This window comes from Leucobacter weissii (genome assembly GCF_017565745.1).
Taxonomy (GTDB): domain Bacteria; phylum Actinomycetota; class Actinomycetes; order Actinomycetales; family Microbacteriaceae; genus Leucobacter; species Leucobacter weissii.
In genome coordinates, this window is the sequence record NZ_JAGDYM010000023.1 from 1 (window position 1) to 11,985 (window position 11,985).

The following is an 11,985-nucleotide window of genomic DNA, read 5'->3' on the forward strand; positions in this document are numbered from 1 at the left end:
CGTCTCTAGACCCGCATCTTCCAGACTGATCTTCATGCCGCTTAGGTGCGTCTCCCCAGCCTCCAAGCTGGCCTCGACCACGTTCAGGAATCCTGATGGATAATCATGATTCCTGAGGGTTCTGCGGTATTCTTGATGTATGGTCACGATTCGTGAAGCTGCGGGGCGATGAAGCTCGCCGTGGTGCGAAGTATCGGGACTGCCAGGGGCTGGCGGTCCGAGGAAGATGCTGCGGACTTCGAGCAGGAGATCATCGACCAGTACGCCCTCGCGATGGCCGCAGCGGGACTCAGCGACGGCTACATCGCGCAGTCCAGAACGGTCGTCTTCGAGTTCCGCCGCCATCTCGATGCTCCGCTCTGGCAGGCGAAGCACTCCGACGCGGACGCTTTCCTGGCCGGGCTGCGCCGGGCAGGGCTTGCCGTCACGACCCGAGCGGGCAAAGCCGGAGCAATTGCGCTGTTCTACGACTTCGCCATCGCCCGCTACCAGGGCGACATCAACGCGCTGACCGAGTGGGTGATCGAGCAGCCCGTCGACGAGTACAACCGGCAGTCCGGCGCCTCGCTGGGCAAGGTGAGAGTGCCGCCATCGGATGCGGAGATCGATCGACTCTTCGGCGGGTGGGCCGCCTCTCTCCAAGACGAGCGGCGCTATCTGCCCGCCGCGAGGAACTACTTCGCCGCGTCGCTGTGGCGACGCATCGGGGTGCGCATCACCGAGAGCACGAAGCTCGACCTCCGAGATTGGCGACCTGATCTTGGGGCGCTGGGCAAAGTGCATGTCCGGTTCGGGAAAGGCTCTCGCGGACGCGGGTCGAAGCAACGGCTGGTGCCCGCGATCAACGGCGCGGACAAGCTCATCGACTGGTGGCTCGGCGATGTGCGACACCGCTTCGGCCCTGATTGGGACAACCCGGACGCCCCGATGATCCCGTCCGAACGGTTCGACCACGAGCTCGGCCGTTCCTGGCGTGCCAGCGACGACGTGCTCCGACGAGGTCTGCGGCAAGCGACCGAACGGTTCCTGCCGGCCTGGGCCGATGGTCGGATGACGCCGCATGTGCTCCGGCACTATTGCGCGTCGTCGCTGTATCTGGCGGGCATGGATTTGAAGGCCCTGCAGGAACTGCTGGGCCACCAGTGGCTGTCGACCACGACGCAGTACATCCACGTCTCCGGCGAGCACGTCGAGGATTCGTGGATGCAGGCGAACCAGCGGCTGGAACACCGATTCGAAAGGATGCAGTGACGCAATGAAATGGAATCTGCGAGTCCAGGCCGCCGAGCGCGGCATCTGGAAGTCGGCGGAGCTGCGGCGGATGCTCTCCGACGCCGGGCTGGAGATCAGCGTCGGCAAGATGTCCGGGCTGTGGACGGGGACCCCGACCACGATCCGCCTGGACGACCTCGACGTCATCTGCCATGTCCTCGACTGCTCACCGACCGATCTCCTCGTGCCTGAGCCCGAGAAAGTCCAAGCACGCAAACCCGGCGCCCGGCGGTCGGAAGAAGCCAACGGGAGCACGAATCTCATCGCGCCCCGGTTCGGCCCGAAGAATGATCGTCCGGCCCCGCCGTTATGAGCCCGGCACGCGGCCCCAGCGGACCTCTGAGTCCGCCGCTGCCCTGCACGGGATGCGGGATCAAGCCGGCCGCGCGGCTCACACCTCGGATCGACTTCTGCTACGACTGCATCCCCGGCGGCCCGTTCACCCCGCCGGCCTGCAACAAGTGCGGTTCGACCGAGTATTACAGCCAGGGGCTCTGCGGCCATTGTCACCCGGGCAGCCCCGGCTACGTCGGCTCCTGCCGCGACTGCCTGGCCTGGGGCGTCTACCGGCAACACAATTGGCGGTGCTGGAAGTGCCGCTGGTGGTTCACCCACTACCCGCAGGGCGAGTGCGTCTCCTGCCACCGCGAGGTCACCATCGGCGAACAGGGGTACTGCCGGCTCTGCCTCGAAACCGCCCGCTACCACCAGACGCCCGGCGAACCCCTCGACCTCGACGCGGCCCGCACGTACGGTCAGCAGCTCTTCCTCGCCTCGATGAACGACCCGCGTCGTCCCCGGGAGAAACACCTCCCGATGGTGATGAGTTACAGCGAGGCGATCCGGGTCATCAACACGCCGCCGCCGGTGCCTGCCAGCTACCAGCCTGTGCTGTTCCACATCGATCCCGACCCCGAACTGCTCCGGCAGCGCTCCAACGAGATCCGGTTGCGCGACATCACCTCGCGCACCGATCACTTCCTCTACGCCCGAGCCAGCGAGTACGCATGGAGCAAGCGACAGACCAACCAGGTCAGGCGCACCCTGAAAGTCCTGCAGCTCGTGTTCCCCGGCGCGAATCTGCGCTTCCGCGCCTCCGACATCCTCGCAATGCGCTCCTACGACGACGACAGCAACATCCGCTCCACCATCGAAGTCCTCGAAGACGCAGCTCTCCTCATCGACGACCGGGTGCCGTCCTTCACCAAGCTCTTCGAACGCAAGACCCACGCCCTGCCCGAGCCAATGCGAGCCCAACTCGAACTCTGGCGCGACATCATGGTCGACGGCTCCAAGACCCCGCCACGCCGCCAGCCCCGCGACACGATGACCGTCAAGGGCCAGATGTATGGCCTCCTTCCCGCGATCACCCGCTGGGTCGAAGGCGGGCGCACGAGCCTGGTCGGCATCAGCACCGAAGACATCCTCGCCGCGCTTCCCGACGATCCGTCGCCCCGTCACACGATGATGCTCGGCTTCCGCAGTCTGTTCACGATCTTGCGCGGCCGCAAGCAGGTCTTCATCGACCCGACGAAAGCGATCCCGCTGCGCGGCCCCAGACGCAACATGCCGCTGCCGATGGAGCCGACCGCGATCCGCGACGCCCTGGTCAATCCCGATCCCGCGGTCGCGCTGGCCGTCTCACTCGTCGCCTTCCACGCCCTGATGACTTCGCAGGTGCAACACATCCGGCTCACCGACATCATCGACGGACGCTTGCGAATGCCCGACGGCCGTTCCATCCCGCTCGCGAAACCTGTCCGCGTCCGCCTGAGCGCGTGGCTCGACCACCGCGCCAAACGCTGGCCGGAAACGAAGAACCCGTACCTGCTCGTCACCATCCAGACCGCGCCCCGACTCTCACCGCCCAGCCGGAGCTTCCCCTGGAAGAAAGCCGGAGTGACCGCGCAGGCGCTGCGCACCGACCGGATCCTCTACGAAGTCGAACAGACCGGCGGCGACGTCAGGCGCATCTGCGACCTCTTCGGCATCGGCATCGAGACCGCGCTGCGCTACTCGGCCACGATCCTCGAACCGCCCGCCGCCCATCAAGCACCCGACGCAGACGCGGCGATTATTTCGCGATCTGAGCGCTGAGCAGCCCGATGAACTCGTCCGCTGCATCAAGCTGCTGGGCAAGCTTCACCCGACGCTCTTGTGCGTCATCCAGGAACTGCACCAACGCGAGTTCTCCGTCCGCTCCCGACGCATCCCCCCTGCGCGCACTGTCCAGCGCCCGAAGCAGGTCGCCCATCTGCTCCAGCGAGTACCCCAGCGGCTTCATCCGCCGGATGAGCAAGAGCCGGTCGTGGTCGTCATCGGTATACAGGCGGAACCCGCCCTCCGACCGCCCCGATGGAACGAGCAGGCCGATCTGGTCGTAGTGACGGATCGTGCGCAGCGACAGCCCCGTCCGCTCAGCGAGCTCCCCGATGTGCATCATCCCGGTCTCGGGCATAGCGCGGCTCCCTTCCTGACTCGCCTCAACTCTCACGTTACGTTAGAGTCGACTTTCGTGCCTGTAGATTCTCGCGGGCATCTTCCCGACTGCCGGACCCCGAGCGGGGCGCTGTCGGGCTGCGCGCAGACGCGCGCTCCCATTCCTCGATGGTGTCACACCTGACCCGCCCCTGACCTTGGAGACCTGCCTCATGACGACAGCGACCACGACCGCCGACGACCGGAACCGGTACCGGCCTGACCCCTCGGTGCTCACCGCGCTGAAGACCCCGCGCATCCTCACCCGCGAAGTCCTCGCCGGCCTCGTCGTCGCTCTCGCGTTGATCCCGGAGGCAATCTCGTTCTCGATCATCGCCGGCGTCGACCCGAAGGTCGGCCTGTTCTCCTCGTTCGTCATGGCCGTGACCATCGCGTTCGTCGGCGGACGCCCGGCGATGATCACCGCCGCGACCGGCGCGATCGCACTGGTCATCGCCCCAGTGGCCCGCGAATACGGCATGGACTACTTCATCGCGACCGTGCTGCTGGCCGGCGTCCTCCAGATCGTGCTCGCGGTGCTCGGGGTGGCGAAGCTCATGCGCTTCATCCCGCGCAGCGTCATGGTCGGCTTCGTCAACGCCCTCGCGATCCTGATCTTCATGGCGCAGCTCCCCGAGCTGATCGGCGTGCCCTGGATGGTCTACCCGCTCGTCGCGGTCGGGCTGGCCATCATGGTCTTCATGCCGAAGATCACCAAGGTCATCCCCGCACCCCTGGTGTCGATCGCGCTCGTCACCGCCGCAGTCGTGATCTTCGCGATCAACGTGCCCGCTGTCGGCGACAAGGGCGAACTGCCCCGCAGTCTGCCCGAGTTGTTCATCCCGAGCGTGCCGCTCACCTGGGAGACGCTGACGATCATCGCCCCGTACGCCCTCGCGATGGCGCTCGTCGGCCTCATGGAGTCGCTGATGACGGCGAAGCTCGTCGACGACGTCACCGACACGCACTCGAACAAGACCCGCGAATCCTGGGGACAGGGTGTGGCGAACCTGGTCTCTGGGTTCTTCGGTGGCATGGGTGGTTGCGCGATGATCGGGCAGACCATGATCAACGTCAAGGCCTCCGGCGCCCGCACCCGCATCTCGACCTTCCTGGCGGGCATGTTCCTGCTGATCCTCATCGTCGTCCTCGGCGACATCGTCGCGATCATCCCCATGGCCGCCCTGGTCGCGGTCATGATCATGGTCTCCGTCGGCACCTTCGACTGGCACTCCATCAAACCCTCCACGTTGAAGCGGATGCCCAAGAGCGAGACGACCGTCATGGTCATCACCGTCGCCGTCGTCGTCGCCACCCATAACCTCGCCGTCGGCGTCGTCGTCGGCGTATTCGTCGCCTCGGTCATGTTCGTCCGCCGCGTCGCCCACCTCATCGACGTGCGCCGCGAGGTCACCGAGCATCTCGGCGAGGCCCGCGCCTACTACACAGTCGAGGGACAGCTGCTGTTCGCCTCCAGCAACGACCTGACGACGATGTTCGAATACGCCGACGATCCCGAGCGCGTGGTCATCGACCTCACGAAGTCGCACATCTGGGACGCCTCCACCGTCGCCGCGCTCGACGCGATCGAGACCAAGTACGAACAGCACGGCAAAACCGTCGAGTTCATCGGCATGAACGACTACACGACCGCGTTCCACGCCCGCCTCACCGGCGGCCTCGGCAACGGCCACTAAGCGGACCTGCACCTGCGGTACGGTGCAGTGCGGCGCCAGGTGCTTCCTGCGCGGGAGGAGCGACACGTTCCGAGAATCATTCTGCCCGCCGGCAACTCCCACCTCTCGTCGGCTCCATCCGGAGCCGCTGGTTCGACGCGGCGATCCTGCCACTGGATGAACAGGACGTGAACTCTCTCAGGGGTGACGGGGAGCACCTTGCTCACTGATTTGATGTCTGTCAATATAGAAGCATGTCGATTCAAGAGGTAGTGATCGTCGGGTCTGGTCCGGCGGGATACACGGCGGCGATCTATGCCGCCCGTGCGGGGCTTGCCCCGGTCGTGGTGGCGGGGTCGGTGACCGCTGGCGGGGCGTTGATGACGACGACGGAGGTGGAGAACTTCCCCGGCTTCATCGACGGCGCGCAGGGGCCGGAGCTGATGGAATCGATGCGGGCGCAGGCGGAACGGTTCGGCGCCGAGATCGTCTTCGACGACGCGACCCGTCTCGACGTCGCCGGCGACGTGAAGGTCATCGAGACCGGTTCCGGTGTCACGTATCGGGCTCGGGCGGTGATCCTGACGATGGGCTCCGCGTACCGCAAGCTCGGCCTCCCGGAAGAGGAGCGCCTGTCCGGCCATGGGGTCTCGTGGTGCGCGACCTGCGACGGATTCTTCTTCCGCGAGCAGCACATCGCCGTGGTCGGCGGTGGGGATTCCGCGATGGAGGAGGCCCTGTTCTTGACGCGGTTCGCGTCGAAGGTCACGCTCGTGCACCGTCGCGATGAGTTCCGGGCCTCTCGGATCATGGCCGAACGGGTGCTGGCCGATCCGAAGATCGAGATCGCCTGGAACAGCGAGGTCGCCCAGATCCTCGGCGACGACCGGGTGGCCGGGCTGCGGCTGCGCGACACGGTCACCGGTGCCGAACGGGTGCTGGAGGTGACCGGGGTGTTCGTCGCGATCGGGCATGACCCGCGCTCCGAGCTCATCACCGGGCAGGTCGACACCGATCCGGACGGGTATGTGCGGGTCGCACACCCGTCGACGGCCACGAACCTGCCGGGCGTGTTCGCGGCCGGTGATCTTGTCGATCACACGTACCGGCAGGCGATCACGGCCGCGGGCACGGGGTGCGCCGCAGCGCAGGACGCCCAGCACTATCTCTCTCATCTCACCCCCGCCGCCCAGTCGGCTCCCGTTCTGGAGGTCTCCGCATGAACACTGTCACCCCCGTCACCGACGCGACGTTCCAGAGCGAGGTGATCGAGTCCGAGCTGCCGGTCGTGGTGGATATCTGGGCGGCCTGGTGCGGGCCGTGCAAGGCGATCGCCCCGATCCTCGACCAACTCAGTGAGGAGTACGCGGGCCGGGTGAAGATCGTGAAGATCGACGCCGATCAGAACCCGGAGGCTGTGACCGCGGCCGGGGTCACCTCGATCCCGACGCTCGGGTTCTACCGGGCCGGGGAACGGGTGGACGTGCTGATCGGCGCGCATCCGAAGCCCGTCTACGCGGCGAAGATCGAGGAGCTGCTCGCATGACCCAGACGAACACCGCCCCTACCACGGCGACCCCGAAGCGGCTGTCCACGCTGGACAAGTGGCTGCCGGCGTGGATCGGCCTCGCGATGGTCGCGGGCCTCCTGCTGGGACGCTTCGTTCCCGCGCTCTCCGACGCACTGTCCGCGATGGAGGTCGGCGGGATCTCCGTGCCGATCGGACTGGGCCTTTTGGTGATGATGTACCCGGTGCTCGCGAAGGTCCGCTACGACAAGGTCGCGGCTGTCACCGGCGACAAGCGCCTGCTCGTCTCCTCGTTGCTGCTGAACTGGATCGCGGGCCCCGCGGTCATGTTCGCCCTCGCCTGGATCTTCCTGCCCGACCTCCCCGAGTACCGCACCGGCCTCATCATCGTCGGCCTCGCCCGGTGCATCGCGATGGTCGTGATCTGGAACGACCTCGCCTGCGGCGACCGCGAAGCGACAGCCGTGCTCGTCGCGGTCAACTCCGTATTCCAGGTCGTGATGTTCTCCGTGCTGGGCTGGTTCTACCTCACCGTGCTGCCCGGCTGGCTCGGCCTCGACACCCAGGGCCTGGAGATCTCGGTGTGGCAGATCGCGCTCAACGTGCTCGTGTTCCTCGGCGTCCCGCTCATCGCCGGGTTCGCGTCCCGCTGGATCGGTGAGAAGCGCCGAGGCCGGGAATGGTACGAGGAGACGTTCCTGCCCCGGGTCGGGCCGTGGGCGCTGTACGGGCTGCTGTTCACCATCGTGCTGCTGTTCGCCCTCCAGGGCGACGCGATCACCCAGAACCCCCTCGACGTCGCCCGGATCGCGCTGCCGCTGCTGGTCTACTTCGCCCTCATGTGGTTCGCCGGGCTCCTGCTCGGCAAGGCGCTCGGCCTTGGGTATGCGCGGTCGACGACGCTGGCGTTCACGGCGGCGGGCAACAACTTCGAGCTCGCGATCGCGGTCGCGATCGGCACCTTCGGCGCCACCTCCGGGCAGGCCCTCGCCGGCGTGGTCGGCCCGCTCATCGAGGTGCCCGTGCTCGTCGGCCTCGTCTACGTCTCCCTCTGGGCGGCGAAAGCCTGGTTCCACACCGACCCCTACGCGCCGACTGCTGTACCGACCGGATCGAGGACATCATGACCGACACCCTGCTGCTGTCTGATGCGGAGGCGTGCGCGCCGTCGGTGACGCACGCGATCGGGACCGAAGCAGCCGCCGCGGTGGCGGGAGCGTTGAAGGCGCTGGCCGATCCGCTGCGGCTGCGGATGCTCTCCGCGATCGCGTCCGACCCGCGTGGCGAGTCGTGCGTGTGCGACCTCGCCGAACTCGCCGACGTGTCCCAGCCCACCGTCTCCCACCATCTCAAAGTCCTCAAAGACACCGGGCTGCTCACCGCCGACAGGCGCGGCACCTGGGTCTGGTACCGCATCGTCCCCGGCCGCCGTGCCGCCGTCACCGCGCTGCTCGACGCCTTCGCCCCCGCCACCGTCCTCGGCACCCCCGATCACGAGGACGCCGGGCGGGCAGAGACGCTGCGCGACATGGACGCCCGCGTCACCCGCCTCGCCGAGGAACTCGCGGACGAGCTCACCGGACTGAACCGGGACCTGGTGGTCGCGATCGTCCGCGAGTCCTACGCCGGTCTCGTCCGGTCCGCGAAAGTGACCCGGCACATGATTCCGCTTACCGAGCGGTTCGCGAGGCAGCGGCTGGCCGATCTCACCCGGGACCGGGAGACCGGGGCGCCGCAGGTGCTGTTCGTGTGCGTGCAGAACGCCGGCCGCTCCCAACTCGCCGCCGCCCTTCTCAACCAGCTCTCAGGCGGCACCGTGATCGCACGCTCGGCCGGGTCGACCCCCGCGGCCGACGTGCACCCGCATGTGCGGTCTCAGCTGACCGAGATCGAGGGCGAACCGGAGGCGGGGTCGGCGTTCCCGAAGCCGCTCACCGACGACGCCGTGCGTGCCGCCGATGTGGTGATCACGATGGGGTGCGGGGACGTGTGCCCGATCATCCCGGGCGTCCGCTACGAGGACTGGGCCGTGGGCGACCCTGCCCTCGCCTCCCCGGAAGGGGTCGCGGCGATCCGCGACGACATCGAAACCCGCGTCCGCGCACTCCTCACCACCCTCACCACCTGAACGAAAGAAGCGAACCGAACATGACTGACCAGAAGCCTTCCGTGCTGTTCGTCTGCGTCCACAACGCCGGCCGCTCCCAGATGGCCGCGGGCTACCTCCGCCACCTCGCCGCAGGCCGGGTCGAGGTGCGCTCGGCCGGTTCCATGCCCGCCGAGCAGATCAACCCGGTCGCCGTCGAGGCCATGCGCGAGGAAGGCATCGACATCACCGCCGAGCAGCCCAAGGTGCTCACGACCGAGGCCGTGCAGGCCTCGGATGTGGTGATCACGATGGGCTGCGGCGACGCGTGCCCGTTCTTCCCCGGCAAGCGGTACGAGGACTGGAAGCTCGACGACCCCGCCGGCCAGGGCATCGACGCGGTCCGCCCGATCCGAGACGACATCAAGCAGCGCATCGAGACGCTGCTCGCCGAACTCCTCGACTGAACGGAGCACCGAACGAGTGAGGGGCAGGAACCAGACGGTTCCTGCCCCTCGTGCTGCCGACGGCTCAGCGAACCGCGGGTGCCGCCCCGAGCTGGATGAGCTGCGGCGCAGGCGCACAGCACGACCCCGCACCGGCGGCCTCGTCCGGGGCGTCGAACAGGCCCGCCCCACCGCACACGCCGGTGTCCGGGAGGACCAGGTCGACCCGCTCGGCAGCCTCACGGTCGCCGGCGATCGCGGCGACGACGCTGCGGACCTGTTCGAACCCGGTCAGAGCCAGGAACGTCGGCGCACGCCCGTAGGACTTCGCCCCGACGATGTAGAACCCCGGCTCGGGATGCTCCAGGTCCGCGGCCCCGGTCGCCCGGACCGAGCCGCAGGAGTGCAGGTTCGGATCCACCTCGACGGCGACCTTTACCGGCGCCTGCAGCCGCAGGTCGAGACCGAGACGGATCTCGGAGAGGAACGACAGGTCGGGCCGGAACCCGGTCGAAACGAACACCCTCGCCGCCGGGTCCAGCCTGCGACCGTCTTCGGCGACGAGCACCGCCTGCCCGTTCTCGAGGACGACCTGATCGGTGCGGAACCCGGTGACGAGGTCCACGAGCCCGCCCTCGACAGCCTGCTTCGCCCGCTGACCCAACGCACCGCGCTCCGGCAGCTCGTCCGCCACACCACCGCCGAACGTGTTGCCGACCGTGCCGCGGCGCAGCACCCACGTGATCCGCGTCCCCGGCTCCCGCTTCGCGACCCGCGACAAGATCCCGATCGTGGTCGCAGCAGAGTGCCCGTTGCCGACCACGACAACATGCCGGCCGGCCAGACCCGCCGCGTCCTCGATCGCGGGCATGCGATGATCCAGGAGTCCCGCATCGGCTGCGGCCCGCTCGCCCAGCGCGGGAAGACCGTCAGCACCGGCAGGGCTCGGGGTGCCCCAGGTGCCCGACGCATCGATCACCGCGCCCGCCTCGATGCGTTCCTCCGTGCCGTCCGTACGGCGAACGTGCACGACGAACGGCTGCTCGGCACGTCCGGCATCGACCGAGAGATCCCGCCCCTTCCGGCCCACGCCGACCACGCGCGCCCCGTACCGCACCCGGTCGCCGAGCACAGCTGCGAGAGGCGCGAGGTAGCCGTCGATCCACTGCGCCCCGGTCGGATACCCCTTCTCCGGCACCACCCACCCAGACGGCTCCAGCAGACGACGAGACGCGGCGTCGGTGAGCTCCGACCACGGCGAGAACAAACGCACATGCCCCCACTCAGCCACCGCCGCCCCGGGACCATCGCCGGCTTCCAGGACGAGCGGATCGAGCCCGCGCTCACGCAGATGAGCCGCAGCGGCCAGCCCCTGAGGACCGGCTCCGATCACGACGACGAGTTCCATACCAACCTCCACACATTGACAGCCTTCGATACATCAAGCCTGCCCAACCCATCGACAACTGTCAATACGTAATGCAGAATAGGAGCATGACCACTCTCCCCGTGACGATCGACGCGACATCCCCGCAGGCATCATGCTGCCCGCCCGCGGCCGACGCCATGGTCGACGACGCGACCGCGCAGGACCTCGCGAAAGTGTTCAAAGCGCTCGGGGACCCCAACCGCGTCAAGCTGTTCTCGCTGATCACCGCGAGTGCAAGCGGGGAGATGTGCGTGTGCGACCTCACCGGACCGGTCGGCCTCTCCCAACCGACCGTGTCCCACCACATGAAGCTCCTCGTCGAAGCCGGGCTCGTCACCCGTGAGCAGCGCGGCAAGTGGGCGTACTACCAGCCGGCGATCGGCACCCTCGCCAACGCCGCACAGGCATTCACCGCCTGATGCAGCCGCTCCGGTTCCGGCCGATGGTCGAGTCCGACTGGCCCGACATCGCGAAGATCTACCAGGCAGGAATCGCCACCGGGCACGCGACCTTCGAAACAGCCCCACCCGCAGACTGGGCGGCCTTCGCCGCAGGCAAGCACCCGAATCTCAGCGTCGTCGCCGCCGCTTCCACCGACCGCATCCTCGGCTGGGCCGCCGCGTCTCCCGTGTCCGCACGGACGGTGTACGCGGGCGTCGTCGAACACTCCATCTACATTCACCCCGAAGCCGCAGGGCACCGCGTCGGCACCCAGCTCCTGAGCACGTTCCTCGATCTCGCCGATCACGCCGGCATCTGGACCATCCAGTCATCAATCTTCCCCGAGAACACCCCGAGCCTGCGCCTCCACGAACGCGCCGGATTCCGCGTCGTCGGTCAACGAGAACGCATCGCCCGCATGACGCACGGACCCCACGCCGGCCGCTGGCGCGACACCATCCTCGTGGAACGCCGCACCCCCGACCACGACGCGGACGCCGACGCCGACGCCGACGAGCAGTGTGAGGGTGCATCTTCCACGAACATGCACTCTCACACCCCGCCCAGCGATACCTCAACCCGCATCTTCACGCTGAAGCGCCTTCAGAAATCTTGAACTTGCGGGGAAT

General features: G+C 67.6%; 13 protein-coding genes. 11 read left to right on the forward strand and 2 right to left on the reverse strand.

Annotated elements, in window-relative coordinates; all coding sequences use genetic code 11:
• The first annotated feature begins 168 nt into the window (after nucleotides 1-168).
• From J4H92_RS15065 to J4H92_RS15075, 3 genes are read left to right on the forward strand one after another with little or no spacing between them, the layout of a single operon-like run.
• Nucleotides 169-1,251 carry a tyrosine-type recombinase/integrase gene (locus J4H92_RS15065; RefSeq protein WP_208098998.1) on the forward strand — a complete coding sequence of 361 codons (1,083 nt, stop codon included), beginning with the start codon at nucleotides 169-171 and terminating at the stop codon, nucleotides 1,249-1,251.
• A gap of 4 nt (nucleotides 1,252-1,255) precedes the next feature.
• Nucleotides 1,256-1,585, forward strand: a complete 330-nt coding sequence (locus tag J4H92_RS15070) for a helix-turn-helix domain-containing protein (RefSeq protein WP_208098999.1) — start codon at nucleotides 1,256-1,258, stop codon at nucleotides 1,583-1,585.
• The gene (locus J4H92_RS15075; RefSeq protein ID WP_208099000.1) at nucleotides 1,582-3,369 is read left to right on the forward strand and encodes a hypothetical protein; all 1,788 of its coding nucleotides are present in this window, start codon (nucleotides 1,582-1,584) and stop codon (nucleotides 3,367-3,369) included. The genes J4H92_RS15070 and J4H92_RS15075 overlap by 4 nt, the downstream gene beginning before the upstream one ends.
• Here the strand turns inward: J4H92_RS15075 and J4H92_RS15080 are convergent.
• Entirely contained in the window at nucleotides 3,347-3,730 is a 384-nt protein-coding gene (locus J4H92_RS15080) for a MerR family transcriptional regulator (RefSeq protein ID WP_208099001.1), read from the reverse strand. The two genes, J4H92_RS15075 and J4H92_RS15080, sit on opposite strands and share 23 nt — an antisense overlap.
• A 193-nt stretch (nucleotides 3,731-3,923) precedes the next feature.
• Here J4H92_RS15080 and J4H92_RS15085 point away from each other — a divergent pair, with 193 nt between their 5' ends.
• The 6 genes from J4H92_RS15085 to J4H92_RS15110 all read left to right on the forward strand — a co-directional run bounded on the left by J4H92_RS15085 (nucleotide 3,924) and on the right by J4H92_RS15110 (nucleotide 9,507).
• On the forward strand, nucleotides 3,924-5,447 hold the full coding sequence (locus tag J4H92_RS15085; RefSeq protein ID WP_208099002.1) for a SulP family inorganic anion transporter: 1,524 nt from the start codon (nucleotides 3,924-3,926) through the stop codon (nucleotides 5,445-5,447).
• A gap of 233 nt (nucleotides 5,448-5,680) precedes the next feature.
• On the forward strand, nucleotides 5,681-6,649 hold the full coding sequence (gene trxB / locus J4H92_RS15090) for a thioredoxin-disulfide reductase (RefSeq protein WP_208099003.1): 969 nt from the start codon (nucleotides 5,681-5,683) through the stop codon (nucleotides 6,647-6,649).
• Nucleotides 6,646-6,972 (forward strand): thioredoxin, encoded by a 327-nt coding sequence (gene trxA, locus J4H92_RS15095; RefSeq protein WP_208099004.1) that lies wholly within the window; start codon nucleotides 6,646-6,648, stop codon nucleotides 6,970-6,972. The genes trxB and trxA overlap by 4 nt, the downstream gene beginning before the upstream one ends.
• Nucleotides 6,969-8,081 carry an ACR3 family arsenite efflux transporter gene (gene arsB / locus J4H92_RS15100; protein ID WP_208099005.1) on the forward strand — a complete coding sequence of 371 codons (1,113 nt, stop codon included), beginning with the start codon at nucleotides 6,969-6,971 and terminating at the stop codon, nucleotides 8,079-8,081. Before trxA ends, arsB begins: the two co-directional genes overlap by 4 nt.
• Complete coding sequence (locus J4H92_RS15105) at nucleotides 8,078-9,082, forward strand: metalloregulator ArsR/SmtB family transcription factor (protein WP_208099006.1); 1,005 nt, start codon at nucleotides 8,078-8,080, stop codon at nucleotides 9,080-9,082. The genes arsB and J4H92_RS15105 overlap by 4 nt, the downstream gene beginning before the upstream one ends.
• Nucleotides 9,083-9,102: 20 nt before the next feature.
• Nucleotides 9,103-9,507, forward strand: coding sequence for an arsenate reductase ArsC (locus J4H92_RS15110; protein ID WP_208099007.1), 405 nt, complete (start codon nucleotides 9,103-9,105; stop codon nucleotides 9,505-9,507).
• A gap of 64 nt (nucleotides 9,508-9,571) precedes the next feature.
• On the opposite strand, the gene J4H92_RS15115 is transcribed toward J4H92_RS15110, so the two are convergent.
• Complete coding sequence (locus J4H92_RS15115) at nucleotides 9,572-10,894, reverse strand: FAD-dependent oxidoreductase (protein ID WP_208099008.1); 1,323 nt, start codon at nucleotides 10,892-10,894, stop codon at nucleotides 9,572-9,574.
• Between the two features lie 86 nt (nucleotides 10,895-10,980).
• Here J4H92_RS15115 and J4H92_RS15120 point away from each other — a divergent pair, with 86 nt between their 5' ends.
• Nucleotides 10,981-11,334, forward strand: a complete 354-nt coding sequence (locus J4H92_RS15120; RefSeq protein ID WP_208099009.1) for an ArsR/SmtB family transcription factor — start codon at nucleotides 10,981-10,983, stop codon at nucleotides 11,332-11,334.
• Nucleotides 11,334-11,972 (forward strand): GNAT family N-acetyltransferase, encoded by a 639-nt coding sequence (locus J4H92_RS15125; RefSeq protein ID WP_208099010.1) that lies wholly within the window; start codon nucleotides 11,334-11,336, stop codon nucleotides 11,970-11,972. Before J4H92_RS15120 ends, J4H92_RS15125 begins: the two co-directional genes overlap by 1 nt.
• The last annotated feature ends 13 nt before the right edge of the window (nucleotides 11,973-11,985 follow it).

Coding starts and splice junctions, on each gene's coding strand:
- J4H92_RS15065 (WP_208098998.1), top strand. CDS start 169: ATGAAGCTCGCCGTGGTGCGAAGTATCGGGACTGCCAGGGGCTGGCGG.
- J4H92_RS15070 (WP_208098999.1), top strand. CDS start 1,256: ATGAAATGGAATCTGCGAGTCCAGGCCGCCGAGCGCGGCATCTGGAAG.
- J4H92_RS15075 (WP_208099000.1), top strand. CDS start 1,582: ATGAGCCCGGCACGCGGCCCCAGCGGACCTCTGAGTCCGCCGCTGCCC.
- J4H92_RS15080 (WP_208099001.1), bottom strand. CDS start 3,730: ATGCCCGAGACCGGGATGATGCACATCGGGGAGCTCGCTGAGCGGACG.
- J4H92_RS15085 (WP_208099002.1), top strand. CDS start 3,924: ATGACGACAGCGACCACGACCGCCGACGACCGGAACCGGTACCGGCCT.
- trxB (WP_208099003.1), top strand. CDS start 5,681: ATGTCGATTCAAGAGGTAGTGATCGTCGGGTCTGGTCCGGCGGGATAC.
- trxA (WP_208099004.1), top strand. CDS start 6,646: ATGAACACTGTCACCCCCGTCACCGACGCGACGTTCCAGAGCGAGGTG.
- arsB (WP_208099005.1), top strand. CDS start 6,969: ATGACCCAGACGAACACCGCCCCTACCACGGCGACCCCGAAGCGGCTG.
- J4H92_RS15105 (WP_208099006.1), top strand. CDS start 8,078: ATGACCGACACCCTGCTGCTGTCTGATGCGGAGGCGTGCGCGCCGTCG.
- J4H92_RS15110 (WP_208099007.1), top strand. CDS start 9,103: ATGACTGACCAGAAGCCTTCCGTGCTGTTCGTCTGCGTCCACAACGCC.
- J4H92_RS15115 (WP_208099008.1), bottom strand. CDS start 10,894: ATGGAACTCGTCGTCGTGATCGGAGCCGGTCCTCAGGGGCTGGCCGCT.
- J4H92_RS15120 (WP_208099009.1), top strand. CDS start 10,981: ATGACCACTCTCCCCGTGACGATCGACGCGACATCCCCGCAGGCATCA.
- J4H92_RS15125 (WP_208099010.1), top strand. CDS start 11,334: ATGCAGCCGCTCCGGTTCCGGCCGATGGTCGAGTCCGACTGGCCCGAC.